The organism is Pseudophaeobacter sp. 1A09344 (assembly GCF_041008745.1).
Lineage (GTDB): Bacteria > Pseudomonadota > Alphaproteobacteria > Rhodobacterales > Rhodobacteraceae > Phycobacter > Phycobacter gallaeciensis_A.
The window spans coordinates 456,189-478,532 of sequence record NZ_JAXGFS010000002.1; the positions used below are offsets into that span (position 1 = coordinate 456,189).

Below are 22,344 nucleotides of genomic sequence, written 5' to 3' on the forward strand. Positions count from 1 at the left end.
TTGCGCCCTTCGCCGCAGACCGGCAAAAGGAGCAGCATGGCCAAGCAACTCGACTATCATACACTGCGCGAAATCTTTTCGCGTTTTCAGGCCGCCGAGCCGGAACCCAAGGGCGAATTGGAACACGTCAACGCCTATACGCTGGTGGTGGCCGTCGCCCTGTCGGCGCAGGCGACGGATGCAGGCGTCAACAAGGCAACGCATGAGCTGTTCAAGATCGCCGATACGCCGCAAAAGATGCTCGACCTCGGCGAAGAGGGGCTGATCGAACATATCAAGACGATCGGCCTTTACCGCAACAAGGCCAAGAACGTCATCAAGATGGCCCGCATTCTGGTCGACGACTACGGCGGCGAGGTGCCCAATTCCCGCGCCGCATTGCAATCCCTGCCCGGTGTCGGCCGTAAGACCGCCAATGTGGTTCTGAACATGTGGTGGCATTACCCGGCACAGGCGGTGGATACGCATATTTTCCGGGTCGGCAACCGCTCGGGCATCTGCCCGGGCAAGGATGTGGACGCGGTCGAACGCGCCATCGAAGACAATATTCCGGTCGATTTCCAGCAGCATGCCCATCACTGGCTGATCCTGCACGGCCGCTATCACTGCAAGGCACGCAAGCCGATGTGCGGCACCTGCATCATCCGCGACCTGTGCCAATATGAGGACAAGAATCTATGAAGACCTACCAGATTGTCGGCATCGGCAATGCCGTCGTCGATGTGATCAGCCAATGCGATGACAGCTTTCTCGATCACATGGGGATCGAGAAAGGCATCATGCAGCTGATCGAACGGGATCGCGGCGAAGTGCTTTATGGTGCGATGGAAGGCCGCGTGCAAACCCCCGGTGGCTCGGTCGCCAATACCATTGCCGGTGCAGGTGCGCTTGGCATCGATGCGGCCTTTATCGGGCGCGTGCATGACGATGCTCTGGGCCGGTTCTACGCCGATGCGATGAACGAAGATGGCGTCGATTTCGTCAACCCGCCGGTCCCGGGTGGCGAGCTGCCGACGTCGCGCTCGATGATTTTCGTCTCCCCGGACGGTGAGCGGTCGATGAACACCTATCTTGGCATCTCCTCCGAGCTCAGCTCTGCAGATGTGCCGAACGAGGTGGCCGGGCAGACCCAGATCATGTTCCTTGAGGGCTATCTCTTTGACAAGGACAAGGGCAAGACCGCCTTCATGGAGGCCGCCCGCGATTGCCGCAAGGGTGGCGGCAAGCCCGGCATCGCGATTTCCGATCCGTTCTGCGTCGAACGCCACCGCGCCGACTTCCTGTCGCTGATCGAGAATGAACTGGAATTCGTGATCGGCAACGAAGCCGAAATCCGCTCGCTGTTTGAAACCGAAGATCTGGAGGAGGCCCTGGCCAAGACCGCCGCAATCTGTCCGCTGGTGGTCTGCACCCGCTCCGGCGACGGGGTTTCGGTGATTGCGGGCGAGACCCGCATCGATGTTCCGGTCACCAAGGTCGTGCCCGTCGATGCTACCGGTGCTGGCGATCAGTTCGCGGCCGGGTTCCTCTTCGGTCTGGCAACGGGCCGCGATCTGGAGACCTGCGCCAAGATCGGCAACATCTGCGCCGCCGAGGTGATCAGCCATATCGGCCCGCGTCCCGAAAAGGACATGCGCGCGGTGCTGCAGGCCGAAGGGCTGCTCTAAGTCACAGAGCCAAATCCGTGGGCGGGAAAACTCCCGCCCATCGAATATGCCCCAAGGGGCACTCCCTTTCGTCGGGCGTAGAACGCAAGGGCATTAGCCCGCGCAGGGCCTCAATCGCTTCCGGCCGAGATCAATGCCTTGGACAGCAAGCCTTTGAACTGGTCCAGTTCCTCTGCCTTAAGACCTTTAAGTAGCCCCGACTGGGTGGCCACATGCGCCTCCAGGGCCTCGTCGATCAGCGCGCCGCCCTTTTCGGTTAAGGCAATCAGGAAACTACGGCTGTCCGCCGGGTTCACCTTGCGGCGCACCAGCCCGTCTGCCTCCAGCCGGTCAATCCGGTTGGTCATCGTGCCCGAAGCCACCATCGTCGCCTTCAAGAGATCCCCCGGAGACAATTCATGTGGCGCGCCCGCCCGGCGCAGCGTCGCCAGCACGTCGAATTTGGCGGCGTTGAGACCAAAACGTTGAAACGTCTTCTGCATCTCTGCCTGATAGGCCAAATAAAGGCGTCCCACCCGGCCGATTATTCCCATGGCGGACACATCAAGGTCCGGCCGTTCCCGTTCCCATTGCTGGGTGACAAAATCCACATGATCCATCTTTCCTGTTTTGCGGAGAGACGTCTTGACGTCAAGATTAAATATTGTTACTTCGACGTCGAGATAATTTTGGAGAAGACCCCATGCTGTCCCGCGACCTCTTTCTGACCGCGCTGGCCCCTGCCATTTGGGGCAGCAGCTATATCGTGACGACCAACCTCTTGCCCGGTCATTCGCCCTTTGTCGTGGCGCTACTGCGCGCCTTGCCGGCGGGGCTGTTGCTGCTCCTCTTCGTGCGCAGGCTGCCACCGCTCAACTGGGTGCCAAAGCTCATGGTGCTTGGCGCGCTGAATTTCTCTCTGTTCTGGAGCTTCCTGTTCCTGTCCGCCTACCGCCTGCCCGGCGGGGTGGCTGCGACCCTGGGCGCGATACAGCCGCTGGTCGTGGTCTTCCTGTCGGCGCTGGTTCTGCAATCGCCCATCAGGCCTGCGTCGCTCCTGGCGGCGGCGCTCAGCATCGCAGGGGTTGCCCTGCTGGTGCTGACGCCCGCGGCAAAGCTGGACATGGTCGGAGTTCTGGCAGGCCTTGCTGGCGCCCTGTCGATGGCGGCCGGGGTTGTGCTGACCCGCAAATGGCAGCCGCCGGTGCCGCCCCTAACCTTTACCGCCTGGCAGCTGACTGCAGGGGGTATCCTGCTGATGCCCGTCACACTTTGGGCAGTGCCCGAGATGCCGGTCTTCACCGCAGAGAACATCCTGGGCCTTGCCTATATGAGCCTGATCGGCGGCGCGCTGACCTATATTCTGTGGTTCCGGGGCTTGTCGCGCATCGAACCCTCAGCCGTATCGCTTCTGGGGGTGCTCAGCCCGCTGACGGCTGTCATCCTGGGCTGGCTCTGGATGCAGGAAACCCTCAGCATCTACCAGCTGACCGGCGCCATCTTCGCCCTGTTCAGCGTCTGGCTGGGTCAGGCTGCGGCCAAACCGGCACGCCCGCGCCCCGCGCCTGCGGAGTGACCCCGTCTGCTACTGCGGCGCCAGAGGCACACAGGCCTTGCCGCGGTGGCAGTCCAGCACCTGCTTGCGAAAGCTGTGCACATCGCCGCCAAAGGCAAAGCTGCCGCAGGGATCGAAACGGACGATCAGGTCCCTGCCCCGCTGTTCGGCAAAAATCAGATACTCGACACCGGATTTGGCCTTGCCGCACCACGGCCCCATGCATTGCACCTCGATCACCACATCGGCGCGCACGGCTTGATCGAAATCCCGTGCCCCCAGAAGGTCCCCGTTTAAACTTCCGCGAAACTGGGTGACCGGCGGGGCCGCATTAGGGTTTCCGGCAGGCGGTCGTGGCAGGCGACGTTCATCAAAAGACAGGCGCCCCTGCAGGATTGCGTAGGAGCGGTTGGAATTCGCCGCCGCAAGATAGGCATCCGGAACGCCCCAGGGCACACAGCTGAGCGCGGAAGCAGAGGTGGCAGCGCCGAGCGCCACACAGGATACAAACAACGACGCCGCCCGGCGAACCAGCTTGGGAAGTCGTACCATTCTATAAGTACCTTTCGAATTCCTCGACCACCCGCGCATAGACCTCGCGCTTGAAGGGGACGATCTTCTCCACCAGATGCTCTACCGGCTGCCAGCACCAGGCGGAAAATTCCGGATGTTCGGTGTCGATTCTGACCTGATCGTCACTGCCCAGAAACCGCATCAGGTACCATTTCTGCTCTTGCCCGCGATAACGCCCCCCCCAAAAGCTGGGCACCACGTCATGTGGCAGATCATAGGGCAGCCAGCCTTCCGATTCGGCAATGATCTCGACCAGAGAGGGCAGAACGCCGGTTTCTTCCTCCAGCTCCCGCAGCGCCGCGGTGCGCGGGTCCTCACCCTCGTCGATCCCGCCCTGCGGCATCTGCCAGGCATCCTTGTAGCGGTCTGCGCGCTGTCCGACAAAGACCGCCCCGTCGCTGTTTATCATCATAACGCCAACGTTGCGGCGATAGGGCAGCTTGGCGATGTCTTCCGGTGTCATAGGCATTCCCTGGGTCTGTTCCCGGCGATTAGACCTGCTGCCGCCGGGGCACGCAAGGGGGTGACGCCGCGTTGACAGGTGACAAACGCCCGCCGTGGCGCGATCCTGCCCGGCAAACGATAGGGAGAGTGTCATGACTGCGTACCCAAACCTTCTGGCGCCGCTGGATCTTGGCTTTACCACGCTGAAAAACCGCGTGCTGATGGGGTCCATGCATACGGGCCTTGAGGAGACCCGCGACTGGAACCGGGTGGCGGAATTCTACGCCGAACGCGCAAGGGGCGGCGTTGCCCTGATGGTGACCGGCGGCATCGGCCCCAACCTCGAAGGCTCGGTCCTGCCCGGGGCCGCGATGATGACCACCGAAGAGGACGTGAAGAACCACAGCATTGTCACGGACCGCGTGCACACGGCAGGCGGCAAGATCGCCATGCAAATCCTGCACGCCGGGCGCTATGCCTATGGGCCAAAATGCGTGGCGCCCAGCGCCATCAAATCGCCGATCTCCCCCTTCCCGCCGACCGAATTGGACGAGGACGGGATCGAGAAACAAATCTCGGACATCGTGAATGCAGCCCGGCTAGCAAAAGAGGCTGGCTATGACGGGGTCGAGATCATGGGCTCCGAAGGGTATTTCCTAAACCAGTTCCTGGTCACCCATACCAACAAGCGCACCGACCGCTGGGGCGGTTCCTATGAAAACCGCATGCGCCTGCCGATCGAGGTGGTGCGCCGCACCCGCGAAGCGGTCGGCAGTGATTTCATCATCATCTATCGCCTGTCGATGATCGATCTGGTGCCCGATGGCTCGACCCATGATGAAGTGGTGCAGCTGGCGCAGAAGATTGAGCAGGCAGGCGCTACGATCATCAACACTGGCATCGGCTGGCACGAGGCCCGCATTCCCACCATCGCCACATCGGTGCCGCGCGCGGCCTTTGCCTGGGTCACCAAGAAGCTGATGGGCAAGGTTTCCATCCCCGTCGTCACCTCGAACCGGATCAACACGCCCGAGGTCGCCGAAGACGTCTTGGAAACCGGCTGCGCCGATATGGTATCGATGGCCCGCCCGCTGCTGGCCGATGCGCATTTCGTGTCCAAGGCCGAGGCCGGGCAAGCCAGCCATATCGCGCCCTGCATCGCCTGTAACCAAGCCTGTCTTGACCATACCTTTGGCGGCAAGCTGACCTCCTGTCTGGTGAACCCGCAGGCCTGCCACGAGACCGAACTGGTGATCGAAAAGGCCGCCACACCCAAAACTGTCGCCATCGTCGGCGCCGGTCCTGCGGGCCTCTCGACCGCCCTCACCGCCGCTGAGCGCGGACACAAGGTAGCGCTGTTTGACAAGGCAGATGAGATCGGCGGCCAGCTCAACATGGCCAAGCAGGTGCCCGGTAAGGAAGAATTCTGGGGGCTGGTGGACTGGTACCGCAGCATGGTGGCGGACGCGGGCATCACGCTGGAGCTGGGCCGCGAGGTCCGAGCCGAGGATTTGACCGGATTTGACGAGGTGGTGATCGCAACCGGCGTCATCCCGCGCGATCCGGGTATTCCCGGGCAGGACCGCGACAACGTGCTGAGCTATATCGATGTGCTGCGGGGCAAGGCCCCGGTGGGCGAGCGCGTCGCTGTGATCGGTGCAGGCGGGATTGGTTTTGATGTCTCCGAATACCTGCTGCACGAAGGCACAAGCCCGACCGAGAGCCTGCCGCTCTGGATGAAGGAATGGGGCGTCACCGATCCGGCCGAACACCGCTCCGGCCTTGCCCCCGAAGGGCCGCAGCCCGAGGCCCCGGCCCGCCACGTCACCCTGCTGCAGCGCAAGGCCGAGCGTCATGGCAAAAGGCTCGGCAAGACAACCGGCTGGATCCACCGCGCCGCACTGAAGATGAAGGAGGTCGAATTCGTCGGCGGCGTGAATTACGAGCGGATCGACGATGCGGGCCTGCACGTCAGCTTTGGCGAGGCACGGGAAAACCCGACCGTGATCCCGGCCGACACCATCGTGCTTTGCGCGGGTCAGCTTTCGGAAAGCACACTGGCCGATGCGCTGGCGGCGAAAGGCATCACCGCCCATGTGATCGGTGGCGCCGATGTTGCAGCGGAACTCGATGCCAAACGGGCGATCAACCAAGGCACCCGCCTCGCCGCCACCCTCTGACGGGTCCGGCAGGCCACGATCAGCAGCGGCGCTCTCCCGCGCCCGCAGGCAGCCCGATTGCACCGCCCCCGTTGGCGGCCTTGGGCGTGGCACCGCGCGATGCGCGGTGCCACGCCCAACGGGAGCTGGTTTTTTTCAAAAGGCCACGCGACAGGCGGGAGGAACGCGCCTCTCGTTGCTATGATGGCTCGCCTGTCCCAAGCCTCAAGCGGATCGGAAATCCTGTCCTACAGGCGCATTCTACGGCCTGTTCAGCCGTGCACCTCGAGGCTGTCTTCAGGCGCCTGATCGCGCTCTTCCATACCATAGTCCCGGATCACCCCGGCCACGCGCAGGCGATACCCGGCAAAGAGATTGTCGCGCCCCTGTTTCTGTGCGCCCCGATGTTCAGACAGTGCGCGCCAGCGCGCCACCGCCTCCTCATCCTCCCAGAAGGATAGCGACAGCAGCTTTTCGGGGTTCGTCAGGCTCTGAAACCGTTCGACCGAGATGAACCCCTCCATATCCTCCAGCAGATCCCGCATCCGGGCTGCGACCTGCAGATAAGGCTCCTTCTTACCCGCTGCCGGTGTGACTTCGAAAATTACCGCGATCATGCGCTGTCTCCATGTGGTTCAGAAACCCGTTTGAGCCACGTCCTGTCCTCGCGGACAAGGAATTTCTCCCGCTGGGCAAATGCGTAGTTCTCCCGCCCCAGAGGATCCTCTGCCAGACGGGCGCGGTAGTCTTCATAGGCGGCAAGACTGTCCACGTTATAGATCCCGTAGGCCAGCGTTGACGACCCTTCGTGCGGCGCGAAATATCCGATCAGGTCAGCGCCACAGCGCGGGATCGCCTGCCCCCAATTGCGGGCGTATTGCGCAAAGTTATCGCGCTGGGTGGGATCGATGTGATAACGGATGACGCAGGTCAGCATAGGAAACTCCTCTTGAGATCGTGATTGGATGGCAGGGATTTACCGCCCCCTGCCCGACAAAGGCTTCGGTGCGGAGCGAAGCATCGCCTTTTGCCCAGTCCCCGGTCCTTCCCGCGCCTCAGGATTTCGTTTCGTAAGCGTAAACGATGCAGTAAAAACCCCGCAATTATCCCAAGCTCGCCCCGTTCTTGCCCGAATTGCCCGTCACAACCTGAGGTCAGACAACAGGACGAGGACGGGCAACGATGGATCGACTGACCGAAATGGAGGCCTTCGCAAATGTTGTGGACCAGGGCGGGTTCACCGATGCGGCGCGCAAGATGGGGATCTCCAAATCCGCTGTCTCCAAACACGTCTCCAGCCTCGAAGCCCGGCTGGGCGCACGTCTTCTGAACCGCACAACCCGGCGGGTATCGCCGACCGAAATCGGGCTTGCCTATTACGACCGGGCGCGGCGCGTCCTGAATGACGCAGGCGAAGCCGATGCGCTGGTGACCTCGATGCAATCCGCGCCCTCGGGCCTGCTGCGGATCTCGGTTGCCACCGATTTCGGCGTCAATCACCTGTCGCCGGTCCTGTCCGAATTCCTGCGCGATTTCCCCGAGATCACCGTCAACATGGTGCTGAACAACCGCTATGTCGAACTGATCTCGGAAGGTTTTGATATGGCGCTGCGGATCGGCGAGCTGGAAGACAGCTCTCTCAGAGCCCGCAAGCTGACCGAAACCACCAAACGTATGATCGCCTCGCCCGCCTATCTGGAGCAATACGGGCGGCCGCAAAAGATCGACGATCTGAACACCCACAAGTTGCTGCATTATTCCAACCAGTCGAGTGGCAATGTCTGGAAGATCACCGCCCCTTCTGGCGAGAAACGTCAGGTTCGCACGACCGGCTGGCTGTCGGTGAACGACGGGCAATCGCTTCTGAATGCGGCCATCTCTGGCCTCGGCATCGCCTACCTGCCCAGCTACCTCTACTCGGAAGCCATGTCAGAAGGGTTGATCGAAGACGTGATGCCCAACCTGCCGGTCGAAACTCTGGGAATCTATGCCGTCTACCCGCCTGGGAAATTCACCCAGCCCAAGGTGCGCGCCTTCATTGATTTCCTTGTCCATGCCTTTGCCGACCGCGACCCGGTGAAGTGGTGACTGGCCCCTGAAACACACGACCCTCCCTCGTGAAACTGCCCCCCGCACACTGCGGGGGGCTTTTTTGTCTTGGGAGCAAGATCTCAGATCTCGATCACCAAATGCGGCGTCCCGTCCGAGGTCCGCTCCCGCGAGGTGCCGGAGGGACCAACGGTGCCCCGGATCCGTTTACGGAAGTTCGAGAAACTGTCGAATGTGACCACGTCGACTGCCTCGTCGAGATCCAGTTCTAGCCGGAACCAACCGGGCCGCAGCATCTCAACGGCCAGCACCGTCGCCGCAAAGGGCTGCGACAGATAGGTCCCCTCAATCCGCCCGCCGGGGGTAAATCCCTCTGGCGGCCGGTTGCCCATCGCGGCGTGAAAGGTATTCCAGTCGCGAAACCCATGCTGACGTGCCACCAGCTCAAGGCTCTGACTGTGGCTGATCTCGCGCCCTTCGGCCTCCAGCCCCGTGCGCAGACGTTTGGCCTGTGCTTTGGCCTCAACCGGTGTCGGAAGTGTTGCGCTCATGACCGCGCCTCCTCGGTTGTCGTGAATACGCCCCAGCTGAGCCGGGTGCTGCGCGCCCGAGTCCACAGGACCCAGACCGCCAACAGCAGCAGCAGAACCTCAGACGATGGCCCCGCCCACCATATCGCCATTTCACCAAACCACAGCGGCAAGGCAAAGGTCAGTGGAATGGCAAAGGCAAAGGGCTTTGACAGGCTCAGCACAGCAGCGCGTCGCGCGTCACCGATGGCCTGGAAATGGGCCGCCAGCATCATCAAAGGTCCCGACAGGACAAACAAGGCCAGCATTACCGGCATGATAACGGCCACCTTTGCCACCACGGCAGGGTCGGTCACAAAGGCCGCTGCGATCTGCGGCGCAAACAGGCTGAAAACCGCCTGCACAGACAGGCAGAACCCCAGTGCCACCAGAACGGCGATCTGCAGACTGTTATCACTGCGCTGCCACAGCCCCGCGCCAAAGTTGTTGCCAGTGATCGTCTGCATCGCTTGCGACACCCCCAAAAGCGGCAGGAAGGCAAAGGTGACGACCCGCGTCACGATCCCATAGGCTGTGACCGTAACCTCGTAGTCCGGACTGCCCACCATCTGCAAAGCCGTCAGGATCGCCGAGGAGCCAAGCGCAATACCAATAAAGCCAAGGCTTTGCGGAGCGCCCAGCGCCAAAATGCGCCCGCTGCCCTGTAGGATCACGTTGCGCAGCACCATGACCGGATGCAGCAGGGTGCCCCGGCTGTGACGATAGGCAAGGATCACGCCCAGCGCCAAAAGCTGCGCCTCGACCGTGCCGTAGGCCGAACCGGCAACGCCAAGATCCAGCACCGCGATCATCAGGTAGTTGAAGCCGATATTGCCAATCGACACCAGCAGGCTCATCGCCGCCATCATGCCCACGTGGCCTTCGTTGCGCAGGGCATCGGAGTTGACCGCCAGCACAAAGGTCAACGGCGTGGCAAAGATCAGGATGGCAAGATAGCTGGCCGACAATTCGGCAAGCGCGCTGTCGCCGCCGGTGACCAGCCAGATCAGCTGCCCACCAAAGCCGAGGTAAAGCAGGATCAGTATGCCCCCCACGACTAGGGCCAGCCAATGCGCAGCGGCATAGATACTCTCGGCCTCATCAAAGCGGGAGCCGCCAAGGTGGCGGGCCAGAAGGCTCGACATGCCGGCAGAGACCAGCGTGGCGCAGGCCACGATCAGCATGTAAAACGGAAACACCACGGTGACCGCCGCCAGCGCCTGCGGGCCGACGAAATGCCCCAGAAACAGGGCATCAGCGACCGTCAGAAGGCCGTTCATGCTCATGACGAATATGATGGGTATCGCGGTTTTCGCGAAAATGACCGGCAATCGCCCGGTCAAAAATGTATTGGGAGTCGGATCTTGCATCGCTCTGAAGCCCTCATGCGTCGATCTCGCTCAATGGATGGGACCCGCGTTACCACCCGCGCGAGACGCGGAGAAGGTGACAGAAACAGTAGCAATAAACAGAACTTCACCTCGACGAGTACACGTCTGCGGGGGGCGGGCGTCTGCGGCCTGCTCTTGGGGTAGAGCAGGCTTTTGCGCTGGTCAAGCCCTTTTCCGGTGGCCAGTGATGGCCCTGCCTCAGGGTTTTTGCCGTGGCAGCAACACCGCCTCGACCCGGCGGTTTGCCTCCCGCCCTTCGGCCGTGAGGTTCGTTGCGACCGGCACCAGATAGCCGACACCGGCCACCTCAATCCGGGTTTCATCCACGCCGGACTTCTCCACAAGGTGGGCCTTCACGGCCTCGGCCCGGCGCCGCGACAGGTCGGTATTGTCCTGCAACCCGCCAACCGTATCGGTGTGACCAACCACAACCACGGAATAGTCTGGAAATTCGGCTAGGAATTCGGCAAGTGCTTTCAGGCTTTCATAATTTTCCTGGCCCAGCGCCACATCTCCGGTCCCGAAATCAAGCCCCGGCAGGATCGCCCGGCCCTGCTCCAGCAATGCCTGCGCCAGATCGGTAGGGGCCGCATCTGGCAGACCTTCGGTGCCTGCTCCGACAGCTTCAGCCGTCTGCACCTGTTCGACCGGAATTGAGGGCGCCAGCACCAGCGCCGCGGCTTCGGGCGGTGAGACCTCGATGATCTGAAGATAGGCCGAGGTACCGCTGCGCGAGGCCAACAGGGTTACGGCCCGATCCCCCTTTACGGCAGACAGGAAGTGATAATCGCCAATGCTGACGGCCATATCCGGGGCCGGAACCACCTCGATGCCGAATCGGAAATCAAAGCCGCCGCACTGGCGCGCCTCGCATTGAAAGAGCAGCTCATATCCTGTCTCCAGCAACTGCTCCCGCAAGGGCGCCAGAACCTGCAAAACGGTCGCCTCGCCCAGGATCCGATAGGTGCGGCGCAAAATCCGCCCTTCGATCGCGCGGGACGGCACCCCATCGGCGCCCACAGGGCCGGTTGGCAAGGCATAGGTGCCCAGTGGGGTTTCCCGCAGCGCCAGCGCCTGGGCGCCGACCGGTAAGGACATTTCAGCCCGGGCCAAAGGTGCCGAGACAAAAAGCGCGGCCCCGACAAACAGGGCCGCCGCCAATGATATGAAAAACCGCCCAATCACCGGTACTGGGCGTGATAATCGTCGTTCGGGACCATAGCGGTGCCGCTGGCCACCCGGTTTGTCATGTTGAAGAAGGCTGCCACATTGGCAATGTCCCAGATGTCACGATCGCTGAAACCAACATCACGCAGGGCCTGCCGGTCGGCCTCTTCGACCTCGGCGCTGGCGCGGGTCAGTTGCAGGGCAAAATCAAGCATCGACCGCTGCCGCGCGTCCAGCGGCGCGACCCGGTAGTTCATCACCAGCATCTCGCCCAGCTTCGGATCACCCGACAGCTGACGCACCGCCGCGCCATGTGCCGCAAGGCAGTAAAAACAGCGATTGTAGGAAGACACCACCACCGCGATCATCTCCCGCTCCAGCTTGCTCAGGTTGCTGTCGCCCAGCATCAGATCGTTATAAAGCGCGGTGAATGTGTTCAGCTTTTCGATGTCAAAGGCATGCGCCCGCAGCACATTGGGCACCATGCCCAGTTTATCCTGACAGATATCGAAATACTTCTGCGTCGCAGGCGGCAGCGGATCCACCTGCGGCAGGTCAAGCGCTGTTGGGTTTTGCTGATCGGTCATGGTCTTCTTTCTCCTCCCTCAAGGTTTGTGCCTGTAGTGGTACTGCCCGCTGCAGGTCATTCCAAGTGAGGCATAAAGACCATTCGCCCCGGCGTTCGCCTTGGTACAGACCAGCGCTAACTCGCGCGCGCCCTGTTCAGCCGCCCAAAAGGCCGCCTGCCGCACCATCCATGCGCCCATCCCCTTGCGCCGCTGATGCGGCAGGATTTCCAGCGCGTGCACCATGGCAACCCCATCGTGGATAGCCACGAACCCCGCCCCGGCGGGTTTGTCGTTGAACCGCCCAAGCAGCGCCGTCTTCGGCCCCGGTGCGCGCTCCATCACCGCCATACGCCCCGGCCCGATGCCACCCGCGATCCAGATCTCACGCTGGATTTCCAGCGGCTCCCAAACGCAGAAGGTGGTGACCCGCGGAATCGGCACATCGGTCAGCTTTGCCGGTGGGCAGGTCCAGATATTGACCGGATCCTTGATCTCATACTCCAGCGCCGCCAACTGCGCATCCAGCACATCATCGCCATCGCGGATCATGAACAGGGGCTCCTGCCCCATGGCACGCATAGCCTCTTCGGCAGCGGCAATCTGATCCTTATTGACCGGACCATTGGTGGTGGCCGCCGATACCCGGCTGCCGCCACCCTGCCCTTCGCGCAGCGTGATTGGGCCAAGATCGCGTTTTGAGGCCGCTGGCCAGGTGCCATCAACCACAGCGTAATACAGGGGATCGGTGCTCACAGGTCCAGCTCCCGTGCAAGGCGCGTGACCGCCGCGTCGACGCGGGCTCCATCGGCGCCGCGCACAACCACATTGGCCCCGAAAGCCCCGTCCTTCTGAAACGGGTAGCAGCCGATCGACAGATCAGAGAAATCCGCTGCCAGTGCCGAAAGATTGCCTGCGATCTCGCCCTCGCCGCGCATCACGCGCAGGGTCTGCGACAACAGCGGGCTGCCGCCGGTCAGGGTGGGCAGGACGCTGGCCACCATCGCCTCGAACACAGACGGGACCCCGGCCATCACATGCACGTTCTTGAGCGTAAAGCCCGGCGCCGCCGACACCGGATTGTCGATCAGCGCAGCGCCATCCGGGATTCGGGCCATGCGCAGGCGTGCTTCGTTCAGCTCGGTTCCCGATTTGTCGTAATGGGCCTGCAGGATCGCGCGGGCGTCATCCCGGACATCCAGATGCGTGCCAAATGCCTTGGCGATGCAATCGGCGGTGATGTCATCATGGGTTGGCCCGATACCGCCACTGGTGAAGACATGGTCATGGGTTTCTGACAGCGCGGTGACACCTGCGATGATCGCCACCTCGTCGTCGCTGATCATGCGAACTTCGCGCAGGTCGATGCCGTGTTTGGTCAACTCTCCAGCCAGAAAATGCATGTTCGAATCGCGCGTGCGCCCCGACAGGATTTCGTCCCCGATAACCAGCATTGCAGCGGTTGGATTGCCCATGGCGCCTCTCCTCTTGATCCGGTGTTAAGGCAGGTATAGGCCCAAGAACATGCGCTTTGGAACCCCTCTGATCCCCGCCCGGCTGATCCGCCGCTACAAACGTTTCCTTGCCGACTGTCGGCTGGAGGATGGACGCGAGATCACTGCCCATTGCGCCAACCCCGGATCAATGATGGGGCTGGCCGAACCTGGGATGAAAATCTGGCTGGAGCCGAACGACGATCCAAAGAAGAAACTGAAATACGGCTGGCGCCTGGTCGATCACGAAAACGGCCATTTCACCGGCGTCGATACCTCGGTTCCAAACCGCGCATTGAAAGCCGCGCTGGAGGCCCGCGAGATTGCCGAGCTTGCCGCCTATGCAACCGTGCGGGCCGAGGTGAAATACGGCGAGAAGAGCCGCATCGATTTCCTACTGAGCCAGCCAGGTCTGCCCGATTGCTATGTCGAGGTGAAAAGCGTGACGCTGTCGCGTCAGCCAGGTCTGGCGGAGTTCCCCGACAGCGTTACCGCGCGCGGCACCAAACATCTGGGGGAGCTGGCCAGTATGGTGGCCGAGGGGCACCGGGCGGTGATGCTCTACCTCGTGCAGCGCACCGATTGCGACCACTTCCAATTGGCGGCGGATATCGACCCGGCCTACGCCGCGGCCTTTGATGACGCGCAGGCAACCGGGGTCGAACGGCTGGTCTGCACCACGCGGATTTCGCCCGATGGCGTGTGGGTGGAGGCAGCCAAAAGGCTGCACTCCTGAGAAATTGCAAAGGGCTGGGCTCAGCCCATGACGTAAAAGCAGAGCTTGTTGCCGTCCGGATCGCGGACATAGGCACCATAGAAGAAGTCCGGCACACGCTCGCCCGGTTCGCCTTCGTCGGTGGCGCCAAGGCTGATCGCCTTGTCATACATCACCTGCACGTTGTCCTTATCCCCGGCCGGAAAGGCCAGCATGCCGCCGTTGCCGCTGGTGCAGACATCGCCGTTATGCGGGGTGCAGACGGCCAGCATCGGCGCCGCGCGGTCCTTGCCGATAAAGGCGATGCGGCCTGCGTCCATCAGGACTTTGGCGCCTTCAGCCGCGAAGAGTTCAGTGTAGAAATTTTTGGCGTTCTCCATATCCGAGACACCAATCGTGACGTAGCCGATCATTATGTTTTCCTGTCTTTGATTTCAGATTCGGTCGCACGCTCGGGGAAAGCTGTGGCGTATTCAAATCACGAAACCGGCACCTGCAGGTCCGCCCCTGCCTGCCTGATATGCAGGGGATGCAGCGGCCTTGTAGTCACTGCACCGCCCCCTCTGGCCCTTTTGGCCAAGACCGCTTACATAGCAAGATAACAACACCCGAGGGAGCTCCGCCCGATGAGATCGAAAGACGGCCGCACCACCAAGGACGGCATCCGCATTCACGAACCCGCCGATTTTGCGGGCATGCACACGGCAGGCGCTCTGGCCGCGCGCATTCTGGATGATATTGCCCCCCATGTCTTTCCCGGCCAGACCACTGGCGAAATTGACCGCATCATCACCCAGATGGTCGAGGATGCAGGCGCGAAATCCGCCACCATCGGCTACAAGGGCTACCAGCACGCCAGCTGCATTTCGGTGAACCACGTGGTCTGCCACGGCATTCCCGGTGACAAGAAGCTCAAGGACGGCGATATCCTCAACATCGATGTGACGGTGATCGTCGATGGCTGGTTTGGCGACACCAGCCGCATGTACGTGGCAGGCAAGCTGTCCCGCAAGGCCGAGCGGCTGATCCAGGTCACCCATGACGCCCTGATGAAGGGGATCGAAGCGGTGAAACCCGGAAACACCTTTGGCGATATCGGTCACACCATTCAGGCCTATGTCGAAGCCCAGCGCATGAGCGTGGTGCGCGATTTCTGCGGTCACGGTCTGGGACAGGTGTTTCACGCGCCGCCGAACGTGCTGCACTATGGCCGTCCCGGCACCGGTCCGGTTCTAGAGGAAGGCATGTTCTTCACCATCGAACCCATGGTGAACCTGGGCCGCGCCGAGACCAAGATCCTCGCCGATGAATGGACCGCCGTCACCCGCGACAAATCGCTGTCAGCACAGTTCGAACATTCGATCGGGGTTACCGCGGATGGGTTCGATATCTTCACCCTGTCGCCTGCGGGCAAGTTCCACCCGACCTACGGCTGATCAGGTCAGCCCAATCAGGGCTGGCACCTCCTGCATGCCGGTAAACACCTCTGCCCCCTGATCAGCCAGCGCCGCGCCCTGCCCGTGCGGCGCAAAGCCAAGGCAGCGCATCCCGGCCCGGGATGCGGCCTGCGCACCGGTCGCACTGTCCTCGATCACCAGACAGGAGCGCGCCTCTACCCCGAAATGGCTGGCTGCGGCCAGAAACAACCCCGGTTCCGGTTTCGCAACGCCCAGCGCATGGGCCGAGAACATCGCTTGCGGATGGAACCGCTCCCACAGCCCGTTCTGTCCGAGCGTGATGCGCATCTTCTCTTCGCTGCCGTTGGAGGCAACGCAAGTGGGAATGCTATGCTGATCGAGCCGCGCCAATAGATCCAGGATCCCCGGCACCAGCCCAACGCCTGCACGCAGCCGCGAATAGGTTTCGGCGTAGATTTCCTCGACCCAGTCCTGTGGCAGATCCGCGCCAAGCTTTCGCGCCTTGTCCATCACCCCCATCATGGTGCCGCCGACAAAATGCCCCATGGCCTCTGGCAGGGTCAGCGACAGGTCGTGGCGCGCCAAATTGTCCACCATGGCCTAATTGGACACGATTTCGCTGTCCACCAGCACCCCGTCGCAGTCAAAGATCACCAATCGCGGCGTGGGAAATGTCTTGGGCATCTGAGGCTCCTTTAATGCAACCTGAACAAATACCGCTAAGCGCTACTGCCTGAACCGTTACATAGCAAATCTAACGCAGGCCATTTCCTGCCCACCCCATTTCAACCTGAAACACTTCGCCACATCAGGGAGATATGGGTATCGCCGTATTTGCGGCTGTCCTGCGCCTCATACCCCTCGGGCGGCGTCATCGGAGCATTTTCCTCCCACACGATCAGGGCGCCAGGCGCGATCCAGCCGCCAGCATCGGCTACGGCAAGCGCCTTTTGCCCCAGATCCTTGCCATAGGGCGGATCGAGGAAGATCACGTCATAGGGGGCATCGGGGTTCTGCCCCAGCTTCAGGGCGCTGCGGCGGATCAGGGCCGTGCGATCCTCGGCCCGGCAAATACCGACATTCTTGCGGATCAGCCCCTGCGCCACGCGTCCATCATCGACAAATGTGACCAAAGCCGCGCCGCGCGACAGCGCCTCAAGCCCCAGCGCGCCAGTTCCGGCAAAGAGATCCAGCACCCGGGCGCCGTCGATGGCACCGGTGTGCATCAGCACGTTGAACAGGCTTTCGCGCACCCGGTCGGTCGTCGGGCGCAGATGCGCACCCGCATCGCCCTTGCCCACGGCCGCCAGCGCGCGGCCGCGAAACTCACCTGCGATGATCCTCATGCCCGCAGCAGCGGTTTCAAGTCTGCTTCAGGATCGGCGACCACGGATTTGTCAGCCGTTTTACCCGCATCGATCAACCGTTTGCCGACCATATAGGCGCGCGGATCGTTCATCGCGTCGACCGCCACCAGTTGATCACCTTTGTAATACCAGAAGGACACGCTTTGCCCCTCGCCCTGACGGGTGACCACGTTGTCATAGCCGCTGTTGAGGCCCGCGATCTGCAATTTCACATCATATTGGTCGGACCAGAACCAGGGCTGTGCCGCGTAATCCTTGCCTGCACCCAGCATGTTCTGCGCCACGATTTCGGACTGGTCGATGGCATTGGGCACGCTTTCCAGCCGGATACGTTCCCCCTTGTAGGGGAACGAGGCGCAATCGCCCGCCGCCCAAATCGAAGGGTCCGAGGTCCGCCCCTGCGCATCGACCCGGATGCCGTTTTCAATCGTCAGCCCGGCCTGCTCGGCCAGGGTGGTCGCCGGGGCGATGCCCACACCAACCACCACGAAATCCACGTCCAGCGTGCTGCCATCGCCCAGAACCGCCCGCGCGACCTTTCCGTCTTCGCCTTCCAGCCGCTCCAGCCCGGTGCCTTCGCGGATGTCGACACCGTGCCCCTTGTGCAGGGCGCGGAAATAATCGGAGGTTTCAGGTGCTGCCACCCGTTGCAGGATGCGATCTGCCATCTCGACCAGGGTCACCGACAAGCCACGCTTGGCGCAGACCGCTGCGGCCTCCAGCCCGATATAGCCACCGCCTACGATCAGCACCCGCTTGCCTGTCGTAACATGCGGCGCCATGGCGTCCACATCGGACAAGCCACGGACAACGAATACCCCATCAAGATCGCCGCCGATGGCAGCCGGAAGGCGACGCGGATCGGAACCGGTGGTCAGAGCCAGTTGATCATAGGTGATCACCTCATCCCCAAGGCTGACCGTCTTTGCCGCCGGATCAATCCCTGTGACGGTGGCGCCCAGTTTCAGGGTGATGTCATTGTCGGCGTAAAAACTCTCGGGGCGCAGGAACAGGCGCTCTTTCTCCATCTCACCCAGCAGGTAGGCCTTGGACAGGGGTGGCCGCTGGTAAGGCAGCGCGGTTTCGGCTCCGATCAGGGTGATGTCACCGTCAAATCCATCTTTGCGCAATTTGGCCACAAGAGACGATCCCGCCTGCCCTGCTCCGATTACCACGATGTGGCTCATGTCCCCTCTTGCCTCCTGCGCATGTTCTGGTCACGGTCTGACCGGACCCTATATGGGGGACCATAGATAACGCAATCACGACAGAAGAGGAACGCGCGATGATTTCAGTCGGAGACACCCTGCCGGACGCCACCCTGGTGCAAATGGGGGCCGAAGGGCCCGAGCCGGTGCAGATGGCCGAGAGGGTCAAGGGCCGCAAGGTTGCCATCTTTGCCGTTCCGGGCGCCTTTACCCCAACCTGCCATTCCGCCCATGTGCCCAGCTTTATCCGCACCAAGGATCAGTTCGATGCAAAGGGCGTGGATGAGATCATCTGCATATCGGCAAACGATCCCTTCGTGATGAAGGCCTGGGGCGAAGCAACCGGCGCGGACAAAGCAGGTATCACCATGCTGGCCGACGCCCAAAGCGAATTTACCGATGCCATCGGCATGCGCTTTGATGCGCCGCCCGCCGGGCTGATCGGTCGCTCGCTGCGCTATGCGATGCTGGTCGAGGATGGCAAGGTGACGATCCTCAACCGCGAGGAAAACCCCGGCCAGTGCGAACTCTCTGCCGGTGAGGGCCTGCTCGACGCGATGGGCTGAGGCGGCGGTCTCTCCGCGGCACGGATGCGCCAGATCAGGATGGGGATGGCGCTCTTCGCCACCCCGAACTCCGGACCAACCCATCCGCAGAAAACCAATGCAGCCCGTTCATTTCGACCACTGGAACGGGCTGCATTTGTCAGATCGCGGGGCCTGATGGCGCGCCTCTGGAAATCGTTTCACCGGCCCGGCTTGCCCTGAAGCAGCCCGTGACCTTCGAACAAAACATTGTTTTTCAAGAATATATTTTTGTTAAACGTCCGCAAATTCCAAAGCGTCAGGTCCGCATTCCCTACCAAAAGTTCAAAGCCTCGTTTGTCTGCGGCTCAGATTTGATGTTACGCTCTTCAAGGAGGAGACAGATCAAAAATCACTTTCACCCCAGTGATCGATATGTGATGGGCGGTTTTTCAACCCCGCCGGGGTCGGCTGCGACACATGAGCCGCCGAAAATTTCAAACTGAGAGAAAGGACAACCGAGTGTTCAAGAAAATCATGGCGCCGGTGGACTTGGCGCATCAAGGGCATCTTGAGAAGGCCCTAAAGTGCACGTCAGATCTCGCAAAGCATTACGGGGCAGAAGTCGTGTTTGTTGGGGTGACCGCCTCTACGCCCAGCGCCACTGCGCATAATCCGGCCGAATATGCCGTCAAACTCGATGAATTCGCCAAGGCACAAGCGGCAGAACACGGGTTCACCGCATCGGCAGTGCCGGTGGTCAGCCACGATCCGACCACGGATGTCGACGATGCGCTGCTGAAAGCCACCAAGGACACGGGTGCAGACCTGGTAGTGATGGCCAGCCATCTGCCCAATGTGCTCGACTATATCTGGCCCTCGAATGGCGGAAAAATTGCCGAGCATGCGAAATGTTCGGTGTTTGTCGTGCGCGGCTGACCACAGAGCCGCGAACAGCATTTGTAAGATCTGATAAAGGGAGGCCTCCAAAATGGCCGACGAAACGACCAACCAGGGCATACCCGAGCCCGAAGGGACAGCAGAAATCATCGATACCGACTACACGATTGGTCAGGACAATATCGAAACGACAGTTGGACCGTTCGGGCTCGATGTTCACAACCCGGTTTTCCTGATTTCCGGGCTTTCCATCGTAGCCTTCGTTTTCTACGCGCTGGCCCTGCCAGAGCAATCCGCCGACATCTTCGGCAGCTTGCGCCCCTATCTGACCAGCACCTTTGACTGGTTCTTCCTGGGCGCTGCCAACATTTTTGTCCTGTTCTGCCTGTTGCTGATCGTGCTGCCTTTGGGCAAGGTGCGGCTTGGCGGTGCGGATGCGACGCCGGATTACAGCTATACCGGCTGGTTCGCGATGTTGTTCGCCGCGGGCATGGGCATCGGCCTGATGTTCTATGGCGTCTCCGAACCGATGAGCCATTATTCGACCTCGATGGGCGGCACCGCGATCGGTGACGATGGCGCGCGAACCGACTGGGCGCCTCTGGGCGCAGCAGCCGGTGATCAGGCGGCTTCGGTGCGCCTTGGCATGGCGGCGACGATCTTTCACTGGGGGCTGCACCCCTGGGCGATCTACGCGGTTGTCGCTCTGGCACTGGCGCTGTTTTCCTACAACAAGGGTCTGCCGCTCACCATTCGCTCGGCCTTCTATCCGATCCTGGGCGAACGCGTCTGGGGCTGGCCGGGGCACGCGATCGACGTGCTCGCGGTTTTCGCCACTCTGTTTGGCCTTGCAACCTCGCTAGGCTTTGGCGCGACACAGGCAAATGCCGGCCTGAATGAGCTGTTCGGTATCCCCGTGGGATCGACGACCGAGGTTGTACTGATCACGGGCATCACGGCAGTCGCGCTGATCTCCGTGATCCGAGGCCTCGACGGCGGGGTGAAAGTCCTGTCTGAGATCAACATGGGGCTTGCAGCGCTGCTGTTGCTGTTCGTGTTGATCGCCGGGCCTACGCTTGCGATCCTGACCGGTTTCGTGGACAGCCTTGCTGCCTACATCCAGTACCTGCCCGCACTGTCCAACCCCATTGGCCGCGAAGACACCAACTTCAGCCAGGGCTGGACCGCCTTCTACTGGGCCTGGTGGATCAGCTGGTCGCCCTTTGTCGGGATGTTCATCGCCCGCGTCAGCCGTGGCCGCACCGTGCGTGAGTTCATCATTTGCGTGCTGCTGATCCCCTCGATGGTCTGCGTTCTGTGGATGAGCGTCTTTGGCGGCACAGCCATCCAGCAGGTCATTCAGGATGGCGTCACCACAGTGACCGAAGCGCCGCTTGAGCTGAAACTGTTCAAGATGCTGGCCGAACTGCCGCTGGCCTCGATCACAAGCTTCCTTGGGATCATCCTGGTGGTCGTATTCTTTGTCACCTCTTCGGACTCCGGTTCGCTGGTGATCGATACCATCACCGCAGGCGGCAAGGTCGATGCGCCGGTCCCGCAGCGTGTGTTCTGGTGCGTCTTCGAGGGCGCCGTGGCGATTGCGCTTCTCATCGGCGGCGGACTGGCTTCGCTGCAGGCGATGGTCATCTCGACAGGCCTGCCATTTACCGTGGTGCTGCTTCTGATGTGCTGGGCGATCTGGCGCGGTCTGATCGCTGAAACCCGGGCGTAGACAACGCCCACATGTGAAAGAAAGGAAAGGGAGCCCGTATCAGGGCTCCCTTTTGCGTTGCCGTCTCGTTTGCCCTGCGGGCCTGTCATCAGACAGTCAGCGCAGAGTGTCCTGCCCCTGACGCATAGTCCTGCCGCTGTGAATCACGCCGCTCGGCTGCGACGCAGCCTCTTGGCGTCGACCTTAAGATGGTAAGCCTGACAGGTTTCCCCTTCGATTTCGAAGCGCAATCCGGCCGGGGTGATGTTGATCCCCGCCTGACGCGTCAGCAAAGCAGCCGAAACAGAGGTCAGGCAAAGGAACGCATCAATGTTCCAGTCCTTGGCCAGCCGGGCAAAGCTCACCCCCAACTGTCCGCGCACACGCATGCGTTCGCGGCTGCTGAGCGTATCATCGACGAAGACCCTACTGACCTCCCAGATCTTCGGGTCCTGTGGCGCGGGCGCATCCAGAATGTCCGCAGGAAGATCCGGCAACAGGCCCAGTTGCGCATCGCGCAGCATATAGCTGGCGCTGCCGCATTTTGCGGTGGTGGGCGTCACCCGGAAACCGCCATGGATCGTCATGCCATCATGAATCGCACAATAGATGCTCTCCGGGGTATCATACTGATCAAACTCAAGCCCGCGCACGTTGGGCAGGTCCCAGCCGCGCGCCTCGATAAAATGATGATAACGCGCGCGCAGGAGCTCGGTGAACAAAGCACCGGTCTCTCCTAAGTTGTCGAACGATATTTCTGTCGACTGCATCGGGCTGTCCCGCCGCCTTTTTCCATAATCTCAATGTGGCGCTGAAAACTTTCAGCAAATTTGAATCAACTTTCACAAGAAATCGTAAATTTTAAATTAACCGTGATGAGGGTTACCCC

26 protein-coding genes and 1 pseudogene are annotated in these 22,344 nt (G+C 61.4%); 11 read left to right on the plus strand and 16 right to left on the minus strand.

The window, feature by feature from the left end; all coding sequences use genetic code 11:
- The first annotated feature begins 36 nt into the window (after window positions 1-36).
- Both nth and SM765_RS05440 read left to right on the plus strand, forming a co-directional pair.
- On the plus strand, window positions 37-681 hold the full coding sequence (gene nth, locus SM765_RS05435; RefSeq protein WP_274834923.1) for an endonuclease III: 645 nt from the start codon (window positions 37-39) through the stop codon (window positions 679-681).
- Window positions 678-1,667, plus strand: a complete 990-nt coding sequence (locus SM765_RS05440; protein ID WP_065271362.1) for an adenosine kinase — start codon at window positions 678-680, stop codon at window positions 1,665-1,667. Before nth ends, SM765_RS05440 begins: the two co-directional genes overlap by 4 nt.
- Before the next feature lie 110 nt (window positions 1,668-1,777).
- Here SM765_RS05440 and SM765_RS05445 read toward each other — a convergent pair whose 3' ends face one another.
- Window positions 1,778-2,266 carry a MarR family winged helix-turn-helix transcriptional regulator gene (locus tag SM765_RS05445; protein ID WP_274834924.1) on the minus strand — a complete coding sequence of 163 codons (489 nt, stop codon included), beginning with the start codon at window positions 2,264-2,266 and terminating at the stop codon, window positions 1,778-1,780.
- A gap of 83 nt (window positions 2,267-2,349) precedes the next feature.
- Here SM765_RS05445 and SM765_RS05450 point away from each other — a divergent pair, with 83 nt between their 5' ends.
- A complete protein-coding gene (locus SM765_RS05450) occupies window positions 2,350-3,222 on the plus strand; it encodes an EamA family transporter (protein WP_274834925.1) in 873 nt (290 codons plus the stop codon).
- A gap of 9 nt (window positions 3,223-3,231) precedes the next feature.
- On the opposite strand, the gene SM765_RS05455 is transcribed toward SM765_RS05450, so the two are convergent.
- Both SM765_RS05455 and SM765_RS05460 read right to left on the minus strand, forming a co-directional pair.
- Window positions 3,232-3,753 (minus strand): hypothetical protein, encoded by a 522-nt coding sequence (locus SM765_RS05455; protein WP_274834926.1) that lies wholly within the window; start codon window positions 3,751-3,753, stop codon window positions 3,232-3,234.
- 1 nt (window position 3,754) lies between these two features.
- A complete protein-coding gene (locus SM765_RS05460) occupies window positions 3,755-4,237 on the minus strand; it encodes an RNA pyrophosphohydrolase (RefSeq protein ID WP_274834928.1) in 483 nt (160 codons plus the stop codon).
- Window positions 4,238-4,370: 133 nt separating this feature from the next.
- Between SM765_RS05460 and SM765_RS05465 the strand changes: the two genes are divergently transcribed.
- Complete coding sequence (locus SM765_RS05465; RefSeq protein WP_274834930.1) at window positions 4,371-6,398, plus strand: NADPH-dependent 2,4-dienoyl-CoA reductase; 2,028 nt, start codon at window positions 4,371-4,373, stop codon at window positions 6,396-6,398.
- Between the two features lie 251 nt (window positions 6,399-6,649).
- Here SM765_RS05465 and SM765_RS05470 read toward each other — a convergent pair whose 3' ends face one another.
- Window positions 6,650-6,994 carry an antibiotic biosynthesis monooxygenase family protein gene (locus SM765_RS05470; RefSeq protein WP_065271367.1) on the minus strand — a complete coding sequence of 115 codons (345 nt, stop codon included), beginning with the start codon at window positions 6,992-6,994 and terminating at the stop codon, window positions 6,650-6,652.
- On the minus strand, window positions 6,991-7,314 hold the full coding sequence (locus SM765_RS05475) for an NIPSNAP family protein (protein WP_274829784.1): 324 nt from the start codon (window positions 7,312-7,314) through the stop codon (window positions 6,991-6,993). Before SM765_RS05475 ends, SM765_RS05470 begins: the two co-directional genes overlap by 4 nt.
- A gap of 245 nt (window positions 7,315-7,559) precedes the next feature.
- Here SM765_RS05475 and SM765_RS05480 point away from each other — a divergent pair, with 245 nt between their 5' ends.
- Window positions 7,560-8,465 (plus strand): LysR family transcriptional regulator, encoded by a 906-nt coding sequence (locus SM765_RS05480; RefSeq protein WP_065271369.1) that lies wholly within the window; start codon window positions 7,560-7,562, stop codon window positions 8,463-8,465.
- A gap of 83 nt (window positions 8,466-8,548) precedes the next feature.
- Here the strand turns inward: SM765_RS05480 and SM765_RS05485 are convergent, their stop codons facing one another.
- From SM765_RS05485 to SM765_RS05510, 6 genes are all read right to left on the minus strand, one after another.
- The gene (locus SM765_RS05485) at window positions 8,549-8,977 is read right to left on the minus strand and encodes a glyoxalase superfamily protein (protein WP_274832629.1); all 429 of its coding nucleotides are present in this window, start codon (window positions 8,975-8,977) and stop codon (window positions 8,549-8,551) included.
- The gene (locus SM765_RS05490; protein WP_274832628.1) at window positions 8,974-10,365 is read right to left on the minus strand and encodes an MATE family efflux transporter; all 1,392 of its coding nucleotides are present in this window, start codon (window positions 10,363-10,365) and stop codon (window positions 8,974-8,976) included. The genes SM765_RS05485 and SM765_RS05490 overlap by 4 nt, the downstream gene beginning before the upstream one ends.
- Window positions 10,366-10,584: 219 nt before the next feature.
- Window positions 10,585-11,484, minus strand: coding sequence for an OmpA family protein (locus SM765_RS05495; RefSeq protein WP_274837265.1), 900 nt, complete (start codon window positions 11,482-11,484; stop codon window positions 10,585-10,587).
- 83 nt (window positions 11,485-11,567) lie between these two features.
- Entirely contained in the window at window positions 11,568-12,140 is a 573-nt protein-coding gene (locus tag SM765_RS05500) for a peroxidase-related enzyme (RefSeq protein ID WP_274837264.1), read from the minus strand.
- An 18-nt stretch (window positions 12,141-12,158) separates the two neighbouring features.
- Window positions 12,159-12,875, minus strand: coding sequence for a GNAT family N-acetyltransferase (locus tag SM765_RS05505; RefSeq protein WP_274837263.1), 717 nt, complete (start codon window positions 12,873-12,875; stop codon window positions 12,159-12,161).
- Window positions 12,872-13,594 carry a competence/damage-inducible protein A gene (locus tag SM765_RS05510; RefSeq protein WP_274837262.1) on the minus strand — a complete coding sequence of 241 codons (723 nt, stop codon included), beginning with the start codon at window positions 13,592-13,594 and terminating at the stop codon, window positions 12,872-12,874. Before SM765_RS05510 ends, SM765_RS05505 begins: the two co-directional genes overlap by 4 nt.
- Window positions 13,595-13,643: 49 nt before the next feature.
- Between SM765_RS05510 and sfsA the strand changes: the two genes are divergently transcribed.
- Window positions 13,644-14,348 (plus strand): DNA/RNA nuclease SfsA, encoded by a 705-nt coding sequence (sfsA, locus tag SM765_RS05515; RefSeq protein WP_274837261.1) that lies wholly within the window; start codon window positions 13,644-13,646, stop codon window positions 14,346-14,348.
- Window positions 14,349-14,368: 20 nt separating this feature from the next.
- Here sfsA and SM765_RS05520 read toward each other — a convergent pair whose 3' ends face one another.
- Window positions 14,369-14,740: a VOC family protein gene (locus SM765_RS05520; protein WP_274837260.1), complete on the minus strand. Its 372-nt coding sequence runs from the start codon at window positions 14,738-14,740 to the stop codon at window positions 14,369-14,371.
- 213 nt (window positions 14,741-14,953) lie between these two features.
- Between SM765_RS05520 and map the strand changes: the two genes are divergently transcribed.
- Window positions 14,954-15,763, plus strand: coding sequence for a type I methionyl aminopeptidase (map, locus tag SM765_RS05525; protein WP_065271377.1), 810 nt, complete (start codon window positions 14,954-14,956; stop codon window positions 15,761-15,763).
- Here map and SM765_RS05530 read toward each other — a convergent pair.
- From SM765_RS05530 to SM765_RS05540, 3 genes and pseudogenes are all read right to left on the minus strand, one after another.
- Window positions 15,764-16,429: pseudogene (locus SM765_RS05530) on the minus strand (HAD family hydrolase).
- A 101-nt stretch (window positions 16,430-16,530) separates the two neighbouring features.
- Complete coding sequence (gene rsmD, locus SM765_RS05535; RefSeq protein WP_274829793.1) at window positions 16,531-17,091, minus strand: 16S rRNA (guanine(966)-N(2))-methyltransferase RsmD; 561 nt, start codon at window positions 17,089-17,091, stop codon at window positions 16,531-16,533.
- A complete protein-coding gene (locus SM765_RS05540) occupies window positions 17,088-18,299 on the minus strand; it encodes an NAD(P)/FAD-dependent oxidoreductase (protein WP_065271380.1) in 1,212 nt (403 codons plus the stop codon). The genes rsmD and SM765_RS05540 overlap by 4 nt, the downstream gene beginning before the upstream one ends.
- A 98-nt stretch (window positions 18,300-18,397) precedes the next feature.
- Here SM765_RS05540 and SM765_RS05545 point away from each other — a divergent pair, with 98 nt between their 5' ends.
- From SM765_RS05545 to SM765_RS05560, 4 genes are all read left to right on the plus strand, one after another.
- The gene (locus SM765_RS05545) at window positions 18,398-18,886 is read left to right on the plus strand and encodes a peroxiredoxin (RefSeq protein ID WP_065271381.1); all 489 of its coding nucleotides are present in this window, start codon (window positions 18,398-18,400) and stop codon (window positions 18,884-18,886) included.
- A 209-nt stretch (window positions 18,887-19,095) separates the two neighbouring features.
- Complete coding sequence (locus SM765_RS05550) at window positions 19,096-19,350, plus strand: hypothetical protein (RefSeq protein ID WP_274837259.1); 255 nt, start codon at window positions 19,096-19,098, stop codon at window positions 19,348-19,350.
- Between the two features lie 16 nt (window positions 19,351-19,366).
- Window positions 19,367-19,783, plus strand: a complete 417-nt coding sequence (locus tag SM765_RS05555; RefSeq protein ID WP_065271382.1) for a universal stress protein — start codon at window positions 19,367-19,369, stop codon at window positions 19,781-19,783.
- Between the two features lie 52 nt (window positions 19,784-19,835).
- Window positions 19,836-21,476: a BCCT family transporter gene (locus SM765_RS05560; RefSeq protein WP_274837257.1), complete on the plus strand. Its 1,641-nt coding sequence runs from the start codon at window positions 19,836-19,838 to the stop codon at window positions 21,474-21,476.
- Between the two features lie 143 nt (window positions 21,477-21,619).
- Here the strand turns inward: SM765_RS05560 and SM765_RS05565 are convergent, their stop codons facing one another.
- Window positions 21,620-22,225 (minus strand): acyl-homoserine-lactone synthase, encoded by a 606-nt coding sequence (locus tag SM765_RS05565; RefSeq protein ID WP_065271384.1) that lies wholly within the window; start codon window positions 22,223-22,225, stop codon window positions 21,620-21,622.
- Between the last annotated feature and the right edge of the window lie 119 nt (window positions 22,226-22,344).